This is a genomic window from Mycoavidus sp. B2-EB, from assembly GCF_014218255.1.
Classification (GTDB): Bacteria; Pseudomonadota; Gammaproteobacteria; order Burkholderiales; family Burkholderiaceae; genus Mycoavidus.
Genome location: NZ_AP021872.1, coordinates 1,652,946 through 1,676,979 on the forward strand (window position 1 = coordinate 1,652,946; position 24,034 = coordinate 1,676,979).

Consider the following 24,034-nt stretch of genomic DNA (forward strand, 5'->3'; position numbering starts at 1 on the left):
TTTTCACCTAACGTCTGCCTACCAAAGACCATTTTAAATCATGCCTGCTTTATCTCTTACGCCCGCTAAACGGGCGACTTTACGCACACAAGCCCATGCCCTCAAGCCAGTTGTTATGATTGGCGCCGATGGCTTAACCGAAGCCGTTTTGGCGGAAATTGAAAAAAACCTGAGTGCCCATGAATTGATCAAAATTCGTGTACTAGGCGATGATCGTGACACACGGATTGCAATCTATCAAGATATTTGCGCACAACTTAACGCAGCGCCCATTCAACATATTGGCAAATTATTACTCATTTGGCGCGCACCCGCCCCGCAACCTAAAATGGAAAAAACGCCCAAAGGAGCCACTCCACGCCTGGTCACCATTATCAAGCCAAGTGCAAATCCAAGCCGACGCCCACAATCCAAAGATATCCTAGTGCGAGGAAACGAACGCGTCACCACAGGTGGCTTAATCAAAAAGGCAAAAAAACGGCAAACCAGCACGAAACGTCAACATCAGTCTAACAAATAGTCCGCCCGCTAGAGTCGAATCCCCCTGCTAAGGGGATTAAATATAACGAACCGCGATAATTTCATATTCGCGTACACCGCTTGGCGCATGCACCATTGCAACATCGCTTTCATATTTGCCAATCAGCGCACGCGCTACGGGCGAGCTAATTGAAATCAGGCCCTGGTCGAGGTTGGCCTCATCATCGCCAACGATCTGGTAGGTCACTCTCTCGCCGGACGCCAAATCCTCAAGGTCAACTGTCGCGCCAAATACTGCGCGACCATCCGCATCAACCAACGTCGGATCAATAATTTGCGCAGTAGATAATTTCGCTTCTAACTCTAAGATTCGGCCTTCGATAAAAGATTGTTTCTCTTTTGCCGCTTCATATTCGGCGTTTTCTGAAAGATCGCCTTGCGCGCGGGCCTCTGAGATTGCATGAATCACCGCTGGCCGCTCAACGGTTTTCAGCCGGTGCAGCTCATCTTTTAGTAGGCTCGCGCCGCGTATAGTTAAGGGAGTGGAAGTCATAGCAAAAACGTACTGTACTTAAATAATTTAGAACCCTAGTTTAGACTAGCGTGTAACCCTTGTATATCATATACCTCAAGATTTCTCAGATAACGCAGTCCCTCAACCGCGGCACACGCGCCTGACATGGTTGTGTAATACGTGACTTTATTCGCCAGAGCACTGGTCCGAATTGAACGAGAATCCGCAATCGCCGCCCGCGTTTCATCAACCGTTGTAAAAACCAACGCAATCTCGCCATTTTTAAGCATGTCCACAATATGCGGACGACCATCTTTCACTTTATTGACCACCTTAACCGGCACGCCAGCCGCGCTGATCGCCATGGCAGTCCCTTTAGTCGCCACCAGCAGATAGCCCAATTCATGCAGTAAGCGCGCAAGCTCAACCGCAGTGGGTTTATCGCTGTCTTTTACGGTCATCAAAACTGTGCCAGAAACGGGCAAGCGCGAACCGGCTGCAAGCTGCGATTTAAATAATGCTTCGCCAAAAGTGCGGCCAACGCCCATGACCTCGCCGGTTGAACGCATTTCAGGGCCCAGCACAGGGTCAACACTGGGAAATTTAGCGAATGGGAATACGGCTTCTTTAACACTGAACCAAGGCGGCTCTACCTCGTTGCCGATACCCTGCGCATCAAGACTTTGTCCAACCATGCAACGCGCTGCAATTTTGGCAAGTTGCATGCCGGTTGCCTTAGAAATATATGGAACGGTGCGGGAAGCACGAGGATTAACCTCAAGCACAAAAACAATATCTTCAACCTCTGCCGCTTGGCCCGCGCCCTTAACTTGGCGCTGAATCGCAAACTGAACATTCATCAGGCCAACCACTTTTAAAGCCCGCGCCATGGCCGCAGTTTGCCGCTTAAGCTCGGCAATAGTAGCCGCCGAGAGCGAATAAGGCGGCAACGAACATGCCGAGTCGCCGGAATGCACACCCGCTTGCTCAATATGCTCCATCACCCCGCCAATGAAAACCCGTTGCCCATCTGAAATGCAATCCACATCACATTCGATAGCGTCATTCAGAAAACGGTCAAGCAAAACCGGCGAGTCGTTGGAAACTTTAACCGCCTCCCGCATATACCGCTCAAGCTCGTGCGGTTCATGTACGATTTCCATCGCTCGGCCCCCTAATACATAAGAAGGCCGCACCACCAACGGATAACCAATTTCCGCCGCCAGCGCCAGCGCTTTTTCTTCTGTACGGGCCGTACGATTAGGCGGCTGGCGTAAGCCAAGCTGCGCTAATAACTGCTGAAAGCGCTCGCGGTCCTCGGCCATATCGATCATGTCTGGCACCGTGCCAACGATAGGTACACCATTCGCCTCAAGATCAAGCGCCAATTTGAGCGGAGTCTGTCCGCCGTATTGCACAATCACGCCCAAGGGCTGCTCTTTAGCAACAATTTCTAGCACATCTTCTAACGTAAGAGGCTCAAAATAGAGCCGGTCGGAAGTATCATAATCGGTTGATACCGTTTCTGGATTACAATTGACCATGATCGTCTCATAGCCATCTTCACGCAGCGCAAGCGCCGCATGCACGCAGCAATAATCAAACTCAATCCCTTGCCCAATCCGATTCGGACCACCGCCTAATACAATAATTTTTTTGCGCTGGGTCGGCTGAGCCTCGCATTCTTCTTCATAGGTTGAATACAAATAAGCGGTGTTTGTGGCGAATTCAGCCGCGCACGTGTCCACACGTTTATACACTGGGCGCACATCAAGCGCCCAACGGCGCTCGCGCACTGCGGTAGGGTCTACCCCCAGCAGCTTAGCCAAGCGTCGATCAGAAAACCCGCTGCGCTTTAATTCACGCAGCTCATCGACTGACAAACTTTCTAATGAGCGTATTTTTAATGCTTGCTCTTTAAGCACAATTTGCTCAATCTGCGCTAAAAACCAAGGGTCGATATACGTTTCTTGATGAATTTCTAACAAACTTAAACCACTGCGAAACGCATCCGCCACATACCAAATACGCTCCGCTCCAGGCTTGCTCATTTCTTTGCCAATCTCGTCTTGATCAGTGGTTTTTTCATCCAATCCATCCACCCCCACTTCAAGCCCGCGCAACGCTTTCTGAAAAGACTCCTGGAAAGTGCGGCCAATTGCCATAACCTCGCCAACCGATTTCATTTGGGTCGTCAAATGCGGATCAGCTTCGGGGAATTTCTCAAAAGCAAACCGCGGAATCTTGGTCACGACATAGTCAATCGTAGGCTCAAACGAAGCCGGCGTACCGTGACTCGCTCCATCGCTGGTGATCTCGTTTTTTAATTCATCGAGGGTATACCCTACAGCAAGCTTGGCGGCAATCTTCGCAATTGGAAAACCCGTCGCCTTTGAGGCTAACGCCGATGAACGCGATACGCGTGGGTTCATCTCTATGACGACCATGCGGCCATTGACCGGATTAATCGCAAACTGCACATTCGAGCCCCCCGTATCTACGCCAATCTCGCGCAATACTGCCAACGAGGCGTTGCGCAGAATCTGATACTCTTTATCCGTGAGGGTTTGCGCCGGCGCTACGGTAATCGAATCTCCGGTATGAATCCCCATTGGATCGAGGTTTTCAATTGAGCACACAATGATGCAATTATCCCGCCGGTCGCGCACCACTTCCATCTCAAACTCTTTCCAGCCTAAGAGCGACTCTTCAATCAATAACTCATGACTCGGCGAGAGATCGAGGCCACGCTTACAAATTTCTTCAAACTCTTCACGGTTATAAGCAATGCCGCCACCGGAGCCGCCCATCGTAAAAGAAGGCCGGATAATCACGGGATAACCCACTCCACCGGTTTGCAATGCGATCTCAGCCTGTACTTTTAGCGCTTCTTCAAGCGAGTGTGCAATGCCTGATTTGGCTGAAGCCAGACCAATTTTGGTCATGGCTTGTTTAAATTTTTGCCGATCTTCTGCCTTATCTATGGCTGCGGGTGAAGCGCCGATCAACTCTACGTTGTATTGGGCAAGTACGCCATGCCGATGTAAATCAAGCGCGCAATTCAGCGCCGTCTGCCCCCCCATGGTTGGCAAGATAGCGTCAGGACGCTCTTTGACGATAATCCGCTCAAGCACTTCCCAAGTAATTGGCTCAATATAGGTTACGTCCGCCATTTCTGGGTCCGTCATAATCGTGGCCGGATTACTATTCACTAAAATGACCGTATAACCTTCGTCCCGCAGCGCCTTGCACGCCTGCGCGCCGGAGTAGTCAAACTCACATGCTTGGCCGATGATAATCGGGCCCGCCCCAATAATCAGAATCTTGTTAATATCTGTGCGCTTAGGCATAAAGTTCTCTAAATAGCTTTTTATACGACAATCTGGCTGCCGACACGCTCATCTGCCATCAGGGTGATAAAGCGATCGAATAGGTAGGCCAGATCATGTGGCCCCGGCGATGCTTCTGGGTGACCTTGAAAACAAAATGCTGGCGCGTCGGTTAATGCAAAACCTTGCAATGTACCGTCAAATAGCGAAACATGCGTAATCCGAGCATGCGCAGGCAAAGTCTGCGCATCCACGGCAAAACCATGATTTTGCGAGGTGATCACCACACGACCATCATCCAGATCTTTGACCGGATGATTGGCGCCATGATGCCCCGTCTTCATTTTCACAGTTTGCGCTCCAAGCGCAAGCGCCATAATCTGATGCCCCAGGCAAATCCCGAAAGTGGGCAATTTATGCTTGAGCAATTCACGTACCGCGCGGATTGCATAATCGCACGGCTGTGGATCACCTGGACCATTTGACAAGAAAATCCCATCGGGTTTGAGCGCCAGCGCATCGCTCGCGCTCGCCTGCGCCGGCAGCACAGTAATGCGACAGCCACGCTGCGCTAACATACGTAAAATATTAAATTTAATCCCGTAGTCAAAGGCCACAACGTGGTAACGTGGCTGTGTCAACACGCCATAACCTGCACCAAGCTGCCATTCGGTTTGCGTCCACTCATAGGGTTTCGGGGTCGACACAACTTGGGCCAAATCCTTGCCGGCCAACCCCGTAAACGCTCTTGCCAGCGCAAGCGCTTGCTCAGCATCCGTACCCGTCAGAATGCAACCACTTTGCGCACCGCGTTCGCGCAAAATTCGAGTCAAACGCCGCGTATCAATGCCCGCAATCGCCATCACGCGTTGTTCGCGCAAATAATCAGAAAGCGATTGCTGTTGACGGAAATTAGAATGCAATACAGGAAGATCGCGAATAATCAAGCCAGCGGCCTGCACCTTCGCCGCATCAACATCTTCTTGATTCACGCCCGTATTGCCAATATGAGGATAAGTAAAGGTCAACAGTTGGTGCGCGTAACTCGGGTCCGTCAGAATTTCCTGATAGCCCGTCATCGCGGTATTAAACACCACCTCGCCCACTGTATGGCCAACAGCGCCAATCGAAACGCCACGAAAAATCGTGCCGTCAGCAAGCGCAAGCAACGCGGGTTGGAAAGACGGCAACACGGCTAACTCCTAAAGACAGCACGCCTACCTACTGTTTCAACCTGCCACCCGTAACTATGATTCGTCTATGCGCGCGCTACGCGGGACCGGCATGGAAGAGTAAAGGTAAGCGCTAATGTGAATTTAATTAAGACAAACCTTTTGATTATAACTTGAAAGCGCTTTGATTTTTATCAATTCTTTCGGAAAAAACTTTAACTCTATTTGCTTAGCCATGATTTTTTTGATTTCTCTGCGCCGCAACCAGCCCCTGATTCGCCAACGCATCTGCGCGCTCATTCTCCGGATGACCCGCATGGCCCTTGACCCAACACCATTGAATTTCATGCTGATTCGCCAGTTTATCTAAGCGCTGCCACAAGTCGATATTTTTCACCGGCTTTTTCGCTGAGGTCATCCAGTTTTTTTGCTTCCAACCCAGCATCCACTGACTAATGCCTAATTGCACATACTTTGAATCTGTGTAAATCGCAATTTTGGCACTGCGTTTGAGTGCTTCAAGCGCCGCAATCACGGCCATCAACTCCATGCGGTTATTGGTGGTGGCCGCCTCCCCCCCTGACAACTCCTTTTCTTGCATACGATAGCGCAATAGCGCCCCCCAGCCGCCCGGGCCCGGGTTACCCTTGCACGCTCCATCTGTGTAAATTTCGATAATTTCTGAACTCATTATTTGCGCCGTTGGGTTTGCGAAGTAGCGACCGGCGGCAGAGCCGGCGCGAGGGCGGGAGAAGTGCGCGGCGCAGCTCCGATTAAACGCATGCCGCGCACGCGCTTAATCGCCGTAATCATATACACCGCGCCTAGAACCGGCCACCAGCGATCCCCCGCTTGCTCTATGCACGTGAATCGCGTCAGCCACTGCTCGCTACCAAATGGCGGTTGATAGCAGCCAAAACGCCCACGATTTAATTCAAATCCAAGCAATTTAAGCCAATCTTTAAGCCGCGAAAACGCAATCAATTTACGCTCAGCAGGCACAAAAGAGCGCCGCATTAAGCGCCCAAGCGCTTGCCGCGCACCCCATAAACTCATTGTATTAAAGCCAAGAATCACTAATTGCCCTTCAGGCAATAAAACGCGTTCAGCTTCTCGCAATAGCCGATGCGGGTCGCACGTCAATTCAAGCGTATGCGGCAAAATCAACAAGTCGATGCTTTGGGATGCAAAAGGTAACTCAGGCAGCTCACACCAAACGCAGTTATATTCGGCAAACTCGGCGGCCAGATTTAAATCCAGCTCCGCATTCAGCACCACGGCGCGGGACGGCATCCGGTTTTCACGCAAGGCATCCAGTTGAGGCAAGCCAAGCTGCAGCGCATAATAACCGAAAATATCGCTCACTAAGCGATCGAGTTGCGCCTGCTCCCAGGCCAATACATAGCGCCCAGGAGCCGAAGCAGCCCAAGCGGACCAGTCTATAATGGATTGATTAGGCATGGTATTCCAATGAAATTTTCTGCTTGCAAATAACTTGAATACGTACTCTTGGACGCGTCTCAGATAACCCAGCGGCATGTGTAGTCGCCCCAGGTGGCGCAACGCCAGTAATCACGCGGGTTCAGATTGATACATGGCGATAAATACCATGAAAAATACCATGTTCGGGCCTAGCATAATTGAGATTTTTTTTGCTTCATAAAATGAATGTAAGTTAGAAGAGGCTATGCCATCTCTTTGTGTGTATTCTGTAGCTACCGATAAAACGCTCTCGGTACGCTAAATTGAGGCAAGATCATTTGCCACGCGCCCCAGCACTATGCGCGTCCACCGCAGACAGGAATCATCATAGCAAGTATCCGTTTTGCACTGGCGCACCTCAAGGCGACCAGCTCGCGCCCTTTATCGCACGGCGGGAATAAAAAGATCACTTTAGTTAAAACTCAGTTGAAAAACGAGTGTAACTTCCCTGCTATGCTAAGACTTTTCACGGTTTTACCTGGAATTTCTGCCCTAATGCGATTTATCTTTAGTGTGCTATGCGCCGTATCGGCCGTATTATTAGCCTCTTGCGCCAGTACGCCGCCAGCTAATATTGACAGCACTTTGTCTCCTGCAGATGCGCGTCCTTCTTTTCTCTCTTCTCTCACAGCTCGTTTTAAAACCGCCGACGTCGATCAAACCATTGATCTCGATCATGATTCGGTGGATGCCCATAGCGGCAAAGAGGCCGATCTATGGAACCGGATCCGGCGCGGCTTTCAAATTCCAGAGCTGAGAACTAATTTAGCTCAAGCTCAACTCTCGTGGTACCTCGCTCGCCCTGAATATGTGCAGCGTATGACTGAGCGCTCTAAGCTCTATCTCTATCATATTGTGGAAGCGCTCGAAGCACGCAATATGCCAACCGAGCTGGCGCTGTTGCCTTTCATTGAGTCTGCCTATAATCCACAAGCTTTATCCATTGCGCAAGCCGCCGGCATGTGGCAATTTATTCCAGGCACAGGGCGCAGTTACAATCTGAAACAAAATATCTTTCTAGACGAACGCCGAGATGTACTGGCTTCAACCAATGCCGCCCTGGACTATTTGACCAAACTACATGATATGTTCGGCGATTGGCGCCTTGCTCTGGCTGCCTATAATTGGGGGGAAGGCAATGTCTTGCGCGCCATTGCACGCAATCGGAAAGCGGGTCGGCCAACGGATTATCTGAGCCTAAAAATACCCACCGAAACCCGCAACTATGTGCCTAAATTACAAGCGGTAAAAGATATTATCGCGCACCCCGAAAAATATGGCCTGACGCTCCCATCGATTCCAGATCACCCGTACTTTGTTACGGTCACAACCACGCGCGATATTGATGTTGCCGTAGCGGCGCGGCTTGCCGGTTTATCGGTAGATGCCTTTCGCGCACTCAATCCGTCGTTCTCAAAACCCGTTATTTTAGGCGCCACGCAACCCCAGATTCTACTGCCGTTTGAAAACGCACAAATGTTCGAACAAGGTCTCAAGACCTATCAGGGCCTGCTTTCGAGCTGGACGACCTATACCGTCACCAAACGCGAGCGCACTGCAGCGCTCGCGACAAAAATCGGCGTCGATCCCGCCACTTTAGTCGCGGTCAATCAAATTCCAGCCGGAATGCGCCTCAAGCCAGGCTCTACGGTCCTGATCCCCAAAGCTGAAGACGAAGACGAAGATATCAGCGCCCATATCGCTGAAAATGCCGTCTTCGCGCTTGAGCCCGACGGACCTGACACGCGCAAAATGTTAATTCGCGTGCGCCGACATGAAACCATGGCCGCCTTCGCCAAACGTTATCGGGTCTCGGTTACGCAAGTTCAAGCGTGGAACCATACCAAGCGGGCCAGGCTCACGCCTGGGCAGATTGTGATGTTACATCTGCCCATCAGCAAGAAAGCCACCATCGTTACAGCTAAGTTACGCGCGCGGCCATTGCCCGCAGCGCACAAGCTGACTGCGCGGACAGTTAAGCTCAAAGTGCAAACCCCTACCATCAAACACAAAACCCAAGTCAAGCCAATTAAAGCGCTCGCCAACCGTTCACTGCCGGCGCGCAAAATAGCCTCAAATTAAGTCGTTCGGTCCGCTCATTAACCAGCCAACCGAAGCGAGACAAACCCTATTCTTAGTCTTAGCAGAAAATCTATGCGCCAACTTGTAGTCGATACTGAAACCACCGGCCTTAACGCCCGTGGCGGCGACCGTATTATTGAAATTGGCTGTGTTGAGCTTTTCAACCGACAGCTCACCGGCAACCATCTACATTTTTATATTAACCCAGAGCGTGATAGCGCCCCAGGTGCACTGGCCGTGCATGGGCTAACCACCGAATTCTTAAGCGACAAACCCAAGTTCGCCCAAATCGCTGACGAACTGTGCAATTTTGTTAAAGATACACAAATTATTATTCATAATGCGCCGTTTGACATCGGATTTCTGGATGCCGAATTAGCCTTACTTGGCCTGGCCCCCTTTAATCAGCAGTGCGGCACCGAAGTGATCGATACACTCGTTCAAGCAAGGCAAATTTTTCCTGGCAAACGCAATTCGCTCGATGCGCTATGCGAACGCTTTAGCATCAATAACGCGCACCGGACCTTACATGGCGCACTCCTCGATGCTGAGCTACTCGCTTTAGTCTATCTAGCCATGACCCGTGGCCAGGAAAATTTATTACTTGATGCGCTTAACGAGTCCTGCACCGATACTCATCAGTCCACCTCGATTGCACTTGATCAACTTAGATTGCCCGTACTCAGCGCGACACCGGATGAAATCTCAGTCCATACAGCGCTCTTGGATGAGTTAGAAACAACCTCAAAAGTCCAAAGCGTGTGGCGTGCCGCAGCCTTGCATCAAGCTTAGGTTGTATCTCGTACTTTCCTAGATAGAGAACCAGCAAATATATGAATGGCCTATGCATCTGCGGTTTACCGGCGCACACATAAAAAGTGATTTAAGAATGAGCCATTCGCTACGCTAAACTTAACTGCAGAGGCCCCCTCCAAAATAGAAACCTAACGTATACATTGAATGGGAAAATCTCTGTCACACCATGACGGGGCCCTGACGTTTTCCATTTCAATCAACCTGCCATGAACAAGTTTTCAGGATGGCTGCGCCAGCCCTCTACTGCGAATCAGGAAGCAAGCGGGTCGTCTCAGAACCCTGCGTCGCGCTTGCAAGGGCGCTCTTCAATCCAATTATTGACTCGCCAAAAAGAAAATTCCAACGCCAAATTGAATCCACTCAAAACACTCAAAAAGAGGGTTGGGGGTCAATTTCAACGCATCGTCGCACCCTTAAAATCAAACACTCCAGCCACTTTACCCAAAGCAGACCTCAATTTTGTAAAACGCCATAGCCCTCTTTTAGATCAGCAGCTGGCGAGTTTAGATCAAACTATGAGCGGCGCCTCTCAATACGGGCCAATCAGCGCCTTTCTATCTGAAAAAGCTTTAGATACTTCTAAAGAGCCCTATTATTATTTATTTCAACTCGCTCATTTGGTAGGACTAAACAGTGATACTCATCCTATTTCCATCAAAAGTCGAGACGAATACATAGACAGCTGCCTCCGCCGTCAAGCAAAGGGCTTTCAAAATGAATTTAAAATACGCCATGACATCCTCGCGCGAACGGATAAGGACGATCCAGGAAAAAAGTTTGCGGCACAATTTTTCTCACCTGGGGTTAAAAAACTATACGACCAACTGTATAGTTTTAATCCTCCGCCTACAGCCCAATTATCCACTCATGAGTTAGCAAGAAGAATAGGTGAGCTAAAAATAACCGGCGGCACCACATACGCCGAGCAGTATGGCCAAGGATATGACGATTTTGGAATTTCGCCTGAGTTTGCTGCTGCAAATCCGAAAGTTATAGATTACGTAGAAGACTATTACAATATAACGAATCACATCTTGCCGTCACAGGAGCTAAAACTTTACGCATTCGACTCAAACAGATCTTTTAGATGGTTGACGACAAATACCGCTGATGCAATAGCCGATCAGCAAAAAGATAAACTCAAGAGTATAGGCATCGAGCATGCCGATGAATTCTGCAAAGTAATCAGCGTGGCGCTCCAATCTGGCGCAGTGAAGGAAATCTCAGGCCGCGACAATAGTTGGAGTGAATACAATTTTAATTATAAAGGCGTTGCTTCAAGGCTATACGTGCAATGTGGCAGTCAATTAGGCGAGATTCTGAATGTTGAGATACCAGAACAATCTTCAAACAATACCATTCATCCCGACCTATCAAAAGCTATAACCGGTGAAAACTATACCGACTTTCAGCATTTGGCCGCACAGATGGGCATGGAGCCCCACGCACTCCTAACCGAGGTCACCCAACCCAGAAATTACGTCCGCAAAAGCCTCGAGCAAAAGGATACTTATATTTATAGAAAAAAATTCAATATAGATAAAGCGAAAAATATTACCATCACGCTTGTCGCCCAAATCAAAAACCAAGAGATTGTCGGTTTCCACGGGAGAAATATATTTAATAATTTATTGATACATTTCCCTAAGATAGAAGAGGCGTATGCTAGATTAGAGGATACAGGTTGGAAGATCACATTGTATCCAGGCGCAGTTAATTTTTGCGATCAATATAAAAAAGAGATTTGTATCGCAGATGAGTATTGGAGGCAACATTACTTTAACTCTCCCGAGACCCTCTTAACCACCTTAGCCCATGAAATGGCCCATGCAGAATATAAAATAAAACCCATATTTTCTCGGGAAGAAAATTTAAGCGAAAAATCACTAGATGAGGGAAATTCATTATTCTCAGAATATATTCTGCTTGAACAAATCGAAGACCCGAGCATAAAAAATCGGATCATTAACTCACTGAAAAGTCATCGCGGCCAATATTTTGAGGAGCAATATCAAGTCTACGAAAAATGGAAAAATGATAAAACAAATAAATTAAACCAGGCTGACCAAATCGCCAAAGAAGCTTTCGGAAATTTATACGGTCAATATCAATACGCTGGCTCCCCGACTGGCGTGACCTATGAGAGAATTTGGAACAATTGGTACGAAAAATCACAACCAGATGGTTCCCAAAACCCAAACAGCCTTATCGCCGAGCTGCTACAAAAGAATCCCACTCCAAGAGTTTGGAATAAAACTGCACGCGCGTGGCAGCCGGTTGCGAGTCAAAATGTATCGATTATCGCTCGCTTGCCCAAGCAAACAGCGGAAGATAAAGGAAAAATTATCTTTTTTGATAAGAATGCATTTCTTTCGATTCCACAGGACGATGAAATCGATCCTTCACGCGCCTCATTCGAGCTCGTCAAAACAGGCCTTTATCACGGCAATATCACTTTCGAGTCTGACGGTGACTCTAAAAACACCATAGCTCACTTACAATTCAATCAACATGGTATTGATTATCATATTCAATTAAATTTTGATGAGGCAGGCTATGTTTCTGATTGGACAGTGAATGAGTCTGAAGTCCTTAACTTCGGCTCAATGCCGCCAGCGAAACCTGGCCATTCTTAATACATCTGCAGTCTTCATATGGGGTTTCATTAACTCACCAACGATCTGGCGACAGCAGAAATCGATTACGACGACTAGAAATTCGCTACGCTGAACTTAACTGCAGGCCCCTTCTCCAAAATAGCGGCCTAGCCTATACACTGAATTGGAAAATCTCTGTCACACCATGACGGGACCCTGACGTTTTCCATTTCAATCAATCTGCCATGAACAAGTTCTCAGGATGGCTGCGCCAGCCTTCTGCTTCAAATCGGGAAGAAACCAGCAGCTCGCCCCAAAACAATGCGTCGCCCCTGCAAGGGCGCTCTCCAACGCAATTGTTTATTCGCCAAAAAGAAAATTTAACCGCTAAATTGACCCCTCTCAAAAGGAGTATTAAGGGCACATTTCAACACATTTCGACCCGCATCAGCGGGCCATTAAAATCAAGCGCTCCAGCCACTTTACCCAAAGCAGATCTAAATTTCGTAAAACGCCATAGCCCTCTTTTAGATCAGCAGCTGGCGAGTTTAGATCAAACTATGAGAGAAGCCTCTCAAGGCAAGCCAATCAGCGCATCTTTATCTGAAAAAGCTTTGGCTATTTCTAAAGATCCCTATGATTATTTATTTAAACTTGCTCATTTAGTAGGGCAGAAAAGTGATAATCAGCCTATTTCCTTTAAAAGTCGCGACGAATACATTGACAGCATACTACGCCATCAAGCAAAAGGCCTTCAAAATGAATTTGAAATACGCTATGACATCCTCACGCGAACGAATCACAACGATCCAGGAAAAGAATTTGCAGCACGATTTCACTCACCCGAAATTAAAGAACTATACGACCAATATCACTGCAATTATTCGAATCCAGCTGAATTACTCACTCATAATTTGGCAAAAAAAATTGCTCAATTAAAAAGATCCAGCGACACGACATATGCCGAGTGGCACGGCCAAAAATATGACAATTTTGGAATTTCGCCTGAATTTGTTGCTGCAAACCCAGACATTATTCATTATGTAGAAATATATTTTCATGCAACGAGGCGCTTCTTATCGCCACAGGAGCTAAAACTTTACACATTTGACTCAGACCAGCATTTTAAATGGTTGAGGACAGAGACCGCGGATGTCATCGCCAATCAGCAAAAAGATAAACTCAAGAGTATAGGCATCGACCCTGTCAGTGAATTCTGTAAAGTAATCAGCGCGGCACTCAAACATGGTAAAAAGGAAAACATCCTAGGTCGGGACAATCGTTGGAGTCAATACAGTTTTAATTATAAAGGCGTTGTTTTAAAACTATACGTGAAATGTGCTCAGGAATCAGGCGAGATTCTGCAGATCGAGATACCAGAACGATCTTTAAACAATACCATTCATCCCGCCCTATCAAAAGCTATAACCGATAAAGATGATACCGGCCTTCAAACTATAGCAGCAGATATTGACATGAGGCCCGAGGCACTCCTAACCGAGATCATCCAACCTCAACATTACCTCCGCAAAAGCCTCACGCAAAAAGATACTTATATTTATAGAAAAATCTTCGGAGATATTCCCATCGCGCTTAGCGCCAAAATCGAGGATCAAAAAATTGTCGATGTTGCAGGCGTAAATGCGCTAGATCATTTATTGAGACATTTTCCCGAAATAGAAAAAACTTATGCCCGATTAGAGGCCGATGGTTGGAATATAAAACTACAGCCAGGCTCAGGTTCTTCTTGCGATCTATATAAAAAAGAAATTTGCATTGCAGATGATGATTGGAGGCAATACTCCATCAATTCTCCAGAAATAATATTAATTGCATTAGTCCATGAAATGGCTCATGCAGAATACGAAACAAAACCAATATTTTCTCAAGAAGAATATTCAAGTGAATATGCATTAAATGAAGGCAATTCATTATTCTCAGAATATATGTTACTCGAACAAGCCGCAGACGAGGATATAAAAAATAGCATTATGGATGCACTGAGCATAGATCAGGATTACAAATTTAACCAGCAATATCAAATCTACGAAAAATGGAGAAATGATAAAACAAATAAATTAGACCAAGCTGACCAAATCGCCAAAGAAGCTTTCGGAAATTTATTCGCTCAATATCAACCTAGTGGTTTTCCGACGGGCCTAACCTATGAAAAACTCTGGCAAGTTGGATACGAAACCTCGCAATCAGATGGCTCCCAAAACCCTAGCAACCTTCTCGCCGAGCTGCTACAAAAAGATCTCCCTCCAAAAATTTGGAATAAAACTGCACGCGCATGGCAGCCGGTTTCGAGTCAAAATGTATCGATTATCGCTCGCTTGCCCAAGCAAACAGCGGAAGATAAAGGAAAAATTATCTTTTTTGACAAGCATGAATTTCTCCCTACGCCACAGGAAGATGGAGTCGATCCATCACGCGCTTCATTCGAGCTCATCAAGACGGGCCTGTATTATGGCAATATCACTCTCGAGTCTGATGGCAGAGTTGGAAACACCATGGCTCACTTACAATTCAATCAACATGGTATTGATTATCATATTCAATTAAATTTTGATGAGGCAGGTTATGTTTATGATTGGACAGTGAATGAATCTGAACCCTTTGAATTCACCCTCAATGACTAATTAAAATCAGGACAAGAGTGCATTTAAATACAATGGCATGGTGTTTCTAAATTTAATAAAATACATCCACATTTTTTCACTTTAGAGTATTGTATGCCTTCTATTTCTTACCGCTTTGGAATACCCGGAATCTCCCTCAATCAGGCCGACCAAGAACATTTCTTGGCTTTCATTACAAGACTATGTAATCAATATGCAACAGGACCTTTGCAGCGTGTAGATCTATGTAATTTGATGCCTAGACTTCAGCTAACCGGCAACGCACAAAACTCATCCGCCTCAAATATGAGCTCATCGCAATGGACTCATATTTATAGCGATCCTAATTACCAATACCAAAATTTCCCTTACAACTTTAGCGTTGAGGTAAGAGAGCGCTGCACGAATGAATCTAAACACATCGCTTTGTTGATGCTTGAGGTGCCCAACCCTATTTTTATTACCAGACAAGATCTAGAAGGGCAATTTGATAACCTTTTAACGCGCCCTCCTCGCTTGAGAACCAACGCAGATCCTTTCAGTCATACACAACGCTATCCTTGGGGAGAGGTTCATTTTGTTTATAAAGCAAATGCCATTGATGCACTCACCTCTATTGTCTTTAACGATGAAAGAAAAAACTGAGCTTAGACAATAACCGCGGCTCGCTTGAATAGATTAGGCGAGCGCTTCTCCTGTAACGCTGAACGCATCGCTCTTGCCTACGCATAACAACCCCGTATCCGATAATCGTTTGGCTTTTTAAAGATCCTAGTTCCGTTTCAAATAGTGATCTATGCAACACCTAGTTGCGCACAATAATAAATTTAACCGTGTTTATCATCACACCACCAAACCCAACAAGAAAAAATGAAGCTGTGCAATAAACAGGCCGACCATAAGAAAGGCCAGGAGCGACGTGCGTATATGAAAGAATGCCTAAGCGCACACCCTTCTTAAACCTCACCCAAAGATTTAACGCTCATCACTCACCGGCCCCTGCGGCTACGCAGATTGCAAAAGACCAAAGGGGAGTCATACAACTGGATTTACCGCTATTAAGCAGCTCGCTGAGGTTATTCTCAGCTAGAGATAGCTATATTTTTGTCTCGGCACACACTAAAAAAGCACGAGGCTCTCCCAGAACAACAAAAGGTAGCATTCCATACTATTTATCTGATAAGCTTGCCGTTTCTGCTGCGCGTGCATGCGTAGCGATATCTGCAATAATCAATTAGGGCGATTAACTCAGCGGTAGAGTGCCACCTTCACACGGTGGAAGCCAGTGGTTCGATCCCACTATCGCCCACCAAATCCTTCCCGCCAGCGAGATAGGCCGTCCGCCCTGCCCTCAAACCCTGCGCATTTCTCAAAAAATTCGGCCATTTACGGCACTTAACTTCGCTTTACGAGTCAAACCAGGCTCATTCTAGAGTGTTACGTTATCTGCAAAGGCCACTATGCTCCTTTCTCGTTATCGCGATTTATTAAACCGTGTCAGCGCAAATAGCGTGCTGGGCGCAGCGACCCTAACCATAGCCAATGCGGCGCTTGCACAAGGGCTGTCGAAAGCCACAGGAGTCCTACAGACGCTGCAAACTGAACTCACTTCTATCATCCCCATCTGCGCCACAATCTTGCTTTTATTTATTGGGCTGGCCTATGCAGGCCGCTTCCTAGAAAAAGAAGCGGCAGTACGTTGGGTGATCGGTATCATCATAGCGGGTTCCGCGGTCCAAATTACCACCATGCTTTTTACCTAAGCAACGGCAATGGCTGAGCCTAAATCTTTCCCGCTGTTCAAGGGCGCCACGCGCGTACCTACCATTGCAGGCGTGCCGATGACCCCTTTCATTATCATGCTGATGGGAAGCGCCATGTTTGCGATGTACTTCAGTCTGTGGTGGTGGCTCTGCGCTCCGCTGGCTTGGGGTTTGATGGCTCAAATTACCCGCCATGATGACCGCGCCTTTCGGATTTGGTGGCTTTGGATTGACACTACATTACGCAACCGTAATCAACGATTTTGGGGGGCCTCTAGCTATAACCCGGCCGACTATCGAAACAGGAAGTCAATGCCATGGGATTAATGCGATCGCGCCAAATTTTGGCCAGCGAAGCCTCTGTGACGCAATACATTCCCTACTCTCACCACGTCACTGAGACCATCATTTCGACCAAGAATGCAGAGTATTTATCTGTTTGGAAAATCGGCGGGCGCTCGCATCAGAGCGCTTCAAATGAAGAGATTTTAGGCTGGACACGAGAACTCAACAACACGCTGCGCGGGCTCGCCTCCGCCCATATTTGCGTATGGACACATATTATTCGCCGCAGAGTCAATGAGTATCCGAGTAGCGCATTCGATAATTTATTTTGCCAACAGCTTAACCAGAAATACCAAGCCAACTTTGATCACCATAAACTCATGGTCAATGATCTGTATTTGACGGTTATTTTTCGGCCCGTAGCGGATCCTGTGCTGTCGTTCTTTGCCCGGCGCGCACGTGAAACGCTTGCGCAAAAAACGCAACGGCAAGATGCTGCGATTAAGCAACTCAACGATATTAATCAAACCCTTAAGCGCGCTTTCAAACGCTACGACGCGGAGTTGCTTGGACTTTATCAAAAAAATGGCCACACCTATTCATTGGCGTTGGAATTTCTAGCACAGCTGATTAATAGCGAGCCCAAGCCCATGCCGGTCTGCCGTGATCGTTTCGCCGATTACATGTGCTTAAACCGACCGTTTTTCAGTACCTGGGGGGAAATCGGTGAAATTCGCACGGCCACCTGTTTGCGCCGGTTTGGTATGGTGGAAATCCGAGAATATGATGACACGACTGTGCCAGGGCAGCTTAATATGTTGCTTGAAAGCCAGTTTGAATTTGTTCTAACGCAAAGCTTTTCAACCCTTTCGCGCCATGCCGCCAAGGATTTCTTGCAACGCCACCAGCGCCATTTGGTCGATGCGCGTGACGTCGCGCAAGGACAAATCGACGCGATCGGCACCGCGCTGGATCAGTTAGTATCCGGTCACTTTATCATGGGAGAGCATCATATGAGCCTGCTCGTACTGGGTGAGGATGCCACCCAAGTACGCAATGCTCTAGCGCACGCTAGCTCAGCCTTGTTAGATGCAGGCCTAGTGCCTAAAATTGTGGATCTAGCGCTAGAAGCCGGCTTTTGGGCACAGTTACCCGCTAACTGGAGCTACCGACCTAGGCCAGCCGCCATGACCTCATTAAATTTTCTTTCATTTTCACCGTTTCATAATTTCATGAGCGGCAAACCCACGGGCAATCCTTGGGGGCCGGCTGTCACTATTTTAAAAACGGTCAGCGGCACTCCACTTTATTTCAATTTTCATGCGTCGAAATTAGAAGAAGACGCAACTGGCCAGCGACTGCTGGGCAACACGATGATGATTGGGCAATCCAGCTCCGGCAAAACCGTGGCACTTGGCTTTTTATTAGCTCAAGCGCAAAAATTGAACCCTACGGCGATTGTGTTTGACAAAGATCGTGGCATGGAAGTGGCGATTTTAGCGATGGGTGGCTGTTATTTGCCGCTTAATCTAGGCCAACCCTCTGGTTTTAATCCATTTCAACTTGAGCCTACGCCCGCCAATCTGCTATTTCTCAAGGAATTTGTTAAAAAATTGGCGGCTATTGATGGCGCACTCACGCACCAGGAAGAACAGGAAATTGATCAGGCGTTAAATACCCTGATGTTTCACTTAGACCCACCGCTGCGGCGTTTATCCATGCTGGTGCAGGGGTTACCCAACCCAAGCCAAGCTCAAGACAGTGCCAAGCCACGGGCAAGCGTTCATGCGCGCTTATTAAAATGGTGTCAGAGCGGCCCATACGGCTGGCTGTTTGACAATTCCAATGACGCGCTTGATTTAAGCCAGAACCGGCTCTACGGATTTGATGTCACCGATTTTCTTGAGCATCCTGAGATCCGTACACCACTGATGATGTATCTGTTATACCGCACCGAAAATATGCTCGACGGTCGCCGGTTTATGTATATCTTCGATGAATTTTGGAAACCTTTGCAAGACGAATATTTTGCAGATCTGGCAAAAAATAAACAGAAAACCATTCGGAAGCAAAATGGCATTTTTGTGTTTGCAACTCAAGACCCTAGCGATGCACTCGCTAGCCCAATCGCCAAAACCCTGATCCAACAATGCGCGACCTACATTTTTTTACCTAATCCCAAAGCAGATTATGAGGATTACACGCAAGGCTTTAAGTTGACTGATGCTGAATTTGAACTGATCAAAGGCTTAGGGGAATTTAGTCGGCGTTTCTTGATCAAACAAGGGGGTAACTCGGTGCTGGCTGAATTAGACCTGAGCGAGTTTGAAGATGAACTCTTGGTCTTATCTGGCACGCCCGACCACGCCATTTTAGCTGAGCAGATTATTGCAAAAACCAGCGCCGACCCTAAAATCTGGTTGCCACTCTATCTTGCGCGCGTGCGGGCGCAAAAGGATTAAAACATGGGCAAAAAACTCACGTTCAACTATGCCGCCGCTCTCGCAATTCAGATGATTCAACCCACGTCAGCACTAGCCAATGGCATGCCGGTGATCGATGTTGTAGCGGCGGCCCATGCGATCGAACAAATCAGCCGCATGGCAGAACAAATCAAGGCAACTCATGATCAGCTGCAACAGGCCCGGCAACAATATGAAGCCATAACGGGTCAGCGCGGTTTGGGCTCGATTTTCTATCGAGACGATTTAGGTCGCACTTTACCGCCCGACTGGCGCACGGTGTACGATGCGGCAAAAAACGGTAACTATGGCATCTCGGGCTCGATTCAAGAAATTTTTAAACAAGAACAAACTCATAGTTCAATCCAAACCGCGCAACGCGATCTGGAGCAGCGTCGTCGCCAAATTGCCGCAACCAATAAGGCGATCGGCCTTAAAGCTTACGAAGGCGCGCAACAACGCTTAGCTCAAATTGAAGCGTTAATGAAGAAAATCAGCACAACCGAGGATCTCAAAGCCTTAGATGAACTACAAGCCCGCATTAATATCGAACAAGCTGCGATCCAGAATGAAACCGTCAAACTCGCTATGATTAGCCAGTTGCAAAAATCCGAACAACAGCTCATCGCGGAACAAAAACGCGCTCTCAGCCAACGTATTCTCAATAGTCAAAATCAGGCCATGCCGACTTTGAGGGAATAAAAGTATTCAATTTTTTCTGCTCGTATGCCATTTCAACTGTTTGCGCCGCTATTCCAAAAAATCGATCAAGTCACTACAACTTTTGTGACAGAGATTTGCGCCAATACAATTTTAGCGATTACGCCAGTCGTATCGATTGGCTTAACCTTAGCTTTCATAGCGTACGGCCTGCTGGTGATTCAAGGATCCATCGAAATGCCGGTGCACGACTTCATTGCACGTTCATTTCGTATCGCCGTGATTGTCTCGCTCGCTTTAACCGGGGGGCTTTATCAAGCGCAAATTGCCCAACTGGTTATGCACGGCTCGGATGAGCTTGCCTACGCGCTGGTTCCAGGGTCGCCCCAGATTGAAAACCCAGCTAACTTGCTGGATCTTGCTGCCGGCAATGGCTTTGACAAAGCCAGCCAAGCCTTTGAAAAAGCGGGGCATTTCGAAACGCAAGAAATTGTCTACGGACTTTTTGGCATAACACTCTTGCTGGCGACCGGCATTATGACCGCCATTGGCGGTGCTTATATGGTGCTCATCAAACTGGGCCTGGCCCTGTTGGCAGGTCTCGGGCCATTATTCATTGTTGCTTTACTCTGGCAATCCACCTCACGCTTTTTTGAAGCCTGGATTAAGCAAATTCTTAGCTACGCCTTGCTATTGGTTTTTCTTTCCGCGCTCTTTGGCCTAATTATTTCTCTCTACAGTAACTACATGGCCGACTTACAGTTCGATGGTATCCAGAACGCCAGTTATGGATTGGGTGGCGCAGTCATTTTAGCCGTCTTCTCAATAATTATTTTTCAGCAACTACCGACGCTCGCCCGTATGCTTGCACAAGGCGTTAGCCTTGCATGGATCTGGAAATTGCAAACCAATAGGCGCTCATAATGCATTTAAAACAGATTCTCTCTCTAGGCTTGTTGAGCATTTTATTCGCTTGCTCATCCATTCCCAAAAAGCCTAAGTCCGCCGACGAAAGCAACCGAGTTCGCATCAATCAAACGATCCCAGAAGAAATTAAAAGTGGGATTAAATAATGGACTACAGACCCATTGAGAGCCAAAAAATCGCGCACTATTTGGCGGAAAGCCGAGGCCTAGAACGCGACTATATTGGCGAAATTTTAAATTCGCGCAAATGGGCCTGGATGATCGCCGGCATCTTTGGCGTACTGGCTTTATTAGGCTTAAGCGCCGGCATCATGGGGATTCAGCGCGAAGTGCCGCCTCCGGTTGTGCTGCGGGTCGACAACGCCACAGGTGCGGTGGATGGGGTGCAAACCATGGCCGAAAAAGAAGCGACTTACGGTGAAATAACCGATCAATATTGGCTGAATCAATATGTCTTAAATCGTGAAAGTTACGATTACAACACGATTCAAAAATCATACGAAGCAACCGGCTTAATGAGTACACCAGAAGTAGCACACCAATACCAAGCTTTATTTCGCGGCCCCAACGCCCGCGACCAAGTATTAGGCAAATATGCGCGCATTGCTGTCACCGTCCGCTCGATCGTGCCTGATGTTGAGATGGGTATTGGCAGCGTGCGCTTTACGACACAACAGATTAATTCGAATGGAACAAAAAAAGCCTCGCGCAATTGGATTGCTACCGTGCGCTACCATTATTTACGTAAAGCCGCCATGAAATCTGAAGCACGGCGCATCAACCTGCTGGGTTTTCAAGTCAGCAGCTATCGGATAGACCCAGAAACTCTCGCTGAATAACCTCCCATGGCGCTCACTCACCTCACCCTGTTACATAAGGTCTTACGACTGACTTTTTACTTGGCCTTAGCCTTACTGTCAAACCAATCTATATACGCCCTCAGTGCCCCCGAACGCTCCAGTTACGATCACCGGATTCGTTACACCAACTACAACCCCGCCGATGTGGTGCAAATTGATAGCGTCATTGGAATTGCCACCCATATCATGCTAGAAGAAGGTGAAACCTATCTCACACATGCTTTTGGCGATGCAAGTGCTTGGTCTTTTGTGGCTGAAAAAAACCATATTTTCATTAAACCCAAAGCAGAAAATGCAGATACGAATCTGATTCTGATCACCAACCGACGCAGTTATAATTTTCGCCTAAGTTATCAACCTTCACGCTCAGCCGCAGCGGTTTATCAGCTCGTTTTTCGTTATCCAGATACCGCTACGCTTAAGCTACAAGCGCAACAAGAAACGTTAGCGCTAGCACAAAGCTTTAAAGTTCCGCCAGGCGGCTATAACTTAGCTTATGAGATGAGCGGCGATCTGGAAATCGCACCGATCAACGTATGGGATAACGGCCGCTTTACTTATTTTAAATTTCCCGGTAATCGAGATCTTCCAGCGATTTATAAAGTAGATACGCAAGCCGATGAAAGCATTGTCAATCGCCATATAAAAGGTTCTGCCAACCATCTTATCGTGGTTGAAACCGTCAACCCTAAATGGATCCTCCGACTGGGTGAACAAACCCTCGCCATCTATAACGAAGCGTTCAATCCGAGCGGCATTGCCAACCAAACTGGCACCGCCTCCCCGGCTGTGCGGCGGATTATTAAGGAGCCACGCTAATGTTCAATGCGGTAGATAAAACCAAACAGGATGCACATGCCGTAGAAAGTTTTCAACCCGCACAAATTAGTGGCGAGCGAGGCAGCGCCGAGTTAGATACCCAACGCCCTCTATCGCTTCCTGGTGCGCGCCTCTTATTCATTATCATTATTATTTGTGCCACCACGATTGGCTTACTCTTCATGCGCCAAGCCTCGCAGCTACGCAGCCCCCCCTCCAAGCAACCCATGCAACAAACCGTATCGTTGCAAAATCCGTTACCCCCGTTGCAATCAAAAGCGCTTCCAACACAAAAGGAAACGCCTCTAGAACCGCCACTGCCTCCTCTTCCGCAGGTTTCGCCTACGCTTGACAATGAATCGCCCTCGGCCCAGCCCCCTCCTCAAATGCAACTGCGTGAGCGACGTTTACGCGCGGGCTTAACAGATATGCCCCAACCTGCGCCACCGTCGGACAAACCAGACCAGCTAACCGACCCGGCTCATCTTAAGACAGGCAACTCAAACGAGTTGTCCAGTAAATTAGAACCCGTAATGCTCAGTCCAGCCACCGCTGGCCGTTTTAGCGATCTCAATTTTCTGCTGACCCAAGGCACGATTATTAACTGTGTGCTGACCACTAAGATTATTAGTAGTCAGCCAGGCATGACGGTTTGCAACTTAACTCAAGATATCTATTCGGCTAATGGCCAAGTGGTATTACTTGATCGCGGTTCAAAGGTGGTCGGCTTTTATCAAAGCGGCATCGCCCAAGGACAGGCACGTATTTTTGTACAGTGGTCTCGCGTGGAAACACCCCAAGGGGTGATCATCAACCTGGCCTCGCCTGGAGCTGGCCCGCTTGGCGAAGCGGGTTTAAGCGGCTGGGTTGATCAGCATTTTGGGGAGCGCTTCGGCGGCACCATTATGTTGAGTTTAATTGGCGATTTAGGAGAATGGGCGCAGGCCCAAAGCCGGCGTGAAAAAACCAACTCCATTCAGTTCGGCAACTCTCTCCAAGGGCTAGAACAAGCCGCCACTGAAGCATTACGCAACTCCATCAATATTGCGCCAACGCTCTACAAAAACCAAGGCGAACGCATTTCAATCCTAGTCGCGCGCGATTTAGATTTTAGTAGCGTTTATGGGCTCCAGCACCCTGCACAATGAAGTTATTTCGGCACCTAT

At 47.8% G+C, this 24,034-nt stretch carries 19 protein-coding genes, 1 tRNA gene and 1 pseudogene; 16 read left to right on the forward strand and 5 right to left on the reverse strand.

Going from position 1 to position 24,034, the window contains the following annotated elements:
• Positions 1-40 precede the first annotated feature (40 nt).
• Positions 41-520 carry a YhbY family RNA-binding protein gene (locus tag MPB2EB_RS07325; protein WP_185181676.1) on the forward strand — a complete coding sequence of 160 codons (480 nt, stop codon included), beginning with the start codon at positions 41-43 and terminating at the stop codon, positions 518-520.
• A gap of 36 nt (positions 521-556) precedes the next feature.
• Here MPB2EB_RS07325 and greA read toward each other — a convergent pair whose 3' ends face one another.
• The 5 genes from greA to MPB2EB_RS07350 form a co-directional block, all read right to left on the reverse strand.
• Entirely contained in the window at positions 557-1,033 is a 477-nt protein-coding gene (gene greA, locus MPB2EB_RS07330) for a transcription elongation factor GreA (protein ID WP_185181677.1), read from the reverse strand.
• 35 nt (positions 1,034-1,068) lie between these two features.
• Positions 1,069-4,344: a carbamoyl-phosphate synthase large subunit gene (gene carB / locus MPB2EB_RS07335; RefSeq protein ID WP_185181678.1), complete on the reverse strand. Its 3,276-nt coding sequence runs from the start codon at positions 4,342-4,344 to the stop codon at positions 1,069-1,071.
• Between the two features lie 20 nt (positions 4,345-4,364).
• Entirely contained in the window at positions 4,365-5,516 is a 1,152-nt protein-coding gene (carA, locus tag MPB2EB_RS07340) for a glutamine-hydrolyzing carbamoyl-phosphate synthase small subunit (RefSeq protein ID WP_185181679.1), read from the reverse strand.
• Between the two features lie 208 nt (positions 5,517-5,724).
• Entirely contained in the window at positions 5,725-6,186 is a 462-nt protein-coding gene (gene rnhA / locus MPB2EB_RS07345; protein WP_185181680.1) for a ribonuclease HI, read from the reverse strand.
• Positions 6,186-6,956, reverse strand: a complete 771-nt coding sequence (locus tag MPB2EB_RS07350) for a class I SAM-dependent methyltransferase (RefSeq protein WP_185181681.1) — start codon at positions 6,954-6,956, stop codon at positions 6,186-6,188. The genes rnhA and MPB2EB_RS07350 overlap by 1 nt, the downstream gene beginning before the upstream one ends.
• Positions 6,957-7,472: 516 nt before the next feature.
• On the opposite strand from MPB2EB_RS07350, the gene MPB2EB_RS07355 reads away from it, so the two are divergent.
• From MPB2EB_RS07355 to virB10, 15 genes and pseudogenes are all read left to right on the forward strand, one after another.
• The gene (locus tag MPB2EB_RS07355; protein WP_185181682.1) at positions 7,473-9,059 is read left to right on the forward strand and encodes a transglycosylase SLT domain-containing protein; all 1,587 of its coding nucleotides are present in this window, start codon (positions 7,473-7,475) and stop codon (positions 9,057-9,059) included.
• A gap of 72 nt (positions 9,060-9,131) precedes the next feature.
• Complete coding sequence (gene dnaQ, locus MPB2EB_RS07360; protein WP_185181683.1) at positions 9,132-9,851, forward strand: DNA polymerase III subunit epsilon; 720 nt, start codon at positions 9,132-9,134, stop codon at positions 9,849-9,851.
• Positions 9,852-10,081: 230 nt separating this feature from the next.
• On the forward strand, positions 10,082-12,511 hold the full coding sequence (locus MPB2EB_RS07365) for a hypothetical protein (protein ID WP_185181684.1): 2,430 nt from the start codon (positions 10,082-10,084) through the stop codon (positions 12,509-12,511).
• 206 nt (positions 12,512-12,717) lie between these two features.
• A complete protein-coding gene (locus MPB2EB_RS07370) occupies positions 12,718-15,114 on the forward strand; it encodes a hypothetical protein (protein WP_185181685.1) in 2,397 nt (798 codons plus the stop codon).
• Between the two features lie 93 nt (positions 15,115-15,207).
• Positions 15,208-15,738, forward strand: coding sequence for a hypothetical protein (locus tag MPB2EB_RS07375; protein WP_185181686.1), 531 nt, complete (start codon positions 15,208-15,210; stop codon positions 15,736-15,738).
• Positions 15,739-15,957: 219 nt separating this feature from the next.
• Positions 15,958-16,053, forward strand: a pseudogene (locus MPB2EB_RS07380) (PsiF family protein); the annotation flags it as partial.
• 277 nt (positions 16,054-16,330) lie between these two features.
• Positions 16,331-16,405: transfer RNA gene (locus MPB2EB_RS07385), tRNA-Val, on the forward strand.
• 148 nt (positions 16,406-16,553) lie between these two features.
• The gene (locus MPB2EB_RS07390) at positions 16,554-16,856 is read left to right on the forward strand and encodes a TrbC/VirB2 family protein (protein WP_185181688.1); all 303 of its coding nucleotides are present in this window, start codon (positions 16,554-16,556) and stop codon (positions 16,854-16,856) included.
• Positions 16,857-16,865: 9 nt separating this feature from the next.
• On the forward strand, positions 16,866-17,183 hold the full coding sequence (locus tag MPB2EB_RS07395; RefSeq protein ID WP_185181689.1) for a type IV secretion system protein VirB3: 318 nt from the start codon (positions 16,866-16,868) through the stop codon (positions 17,181-17,183).
• Positions 17,174-19,603, forward strand: a complete 2,430-nt coding sequence (locus MPB2EB_RS07400; RefSeq protein WP_185181690.1) for a VirB4 family type IV secretion/conjugal transfer ATPase — start codon at positions 17,174-17,176, stop codon at positions 19,601-19,603. The genes MPB2EB_RS07395 and MPB2EB_RS07400 overlap by 10 nt, the downstream gene beginning before the upstream one ends.
• A gap of 3 nt (positions 19,604-19,606) precedes the next feature.
• The gene (gene virB5 / locus MPB2EB_RS07405) at positions 19,607-20,305 is read left to right on the forward strand and encodes a P-type DNA transfer protein VirB5 (protein ID WP_232534431.1); all 699 of its coding nucleotides are present in this window, start codon (positions 19,607-19,609) and stop codon (positions 20,303-20,305) included.
• Positions 20,306-20,329: 24 nt separating this feature from the next.
• Complete coding sequence (locus MPB2EB_RS07410; protein WP_185181691.1) at positions 20,330-21,187, forward strand: type IV secretion system protein; 858 nt, start codon at positions 20,330-20,332, stop codon at positions 21,185-21,187.
• 148 nt (positions 21,188-21,335) lie between these two features.
• A complete protein-coding gene (locus MPB2EB_RS07415) occupies positions 21,336-22,028 on the forward strand; it encodes a virB8 family protein (protein WP_185181692.1) in 693 nt (230 codons plus the stop codon).
• Positions 22,029-22,034: 6 nt separating this feature from the next.
• Entirely contained in the window at positions 22,035-22,868 is an 834-nt protein-coding gene (virB9, locus tag MPB2EB_RS07420; RefSeq protein ID WP_185181693.1) for a P-type conjugative transfer protein VirB9, read from the forward strand.
• A complete protein-coding gene (virB10, locus tag MPB2EB_RS07425) occupies positions 22,868-24,016 on the forward strand; it encodes a type IV secretion system protein VirB10 (protein WP_185181694.1) in 1,149 nt (382 codons plus the stop codon). The genes virB9 and virB10 overlap by 1 nt, the downstream gene beginning before the upstream one ends.
• The last annotated feature ends 18 nt before the right edge of the window (positions 24,017-24,034 follow it).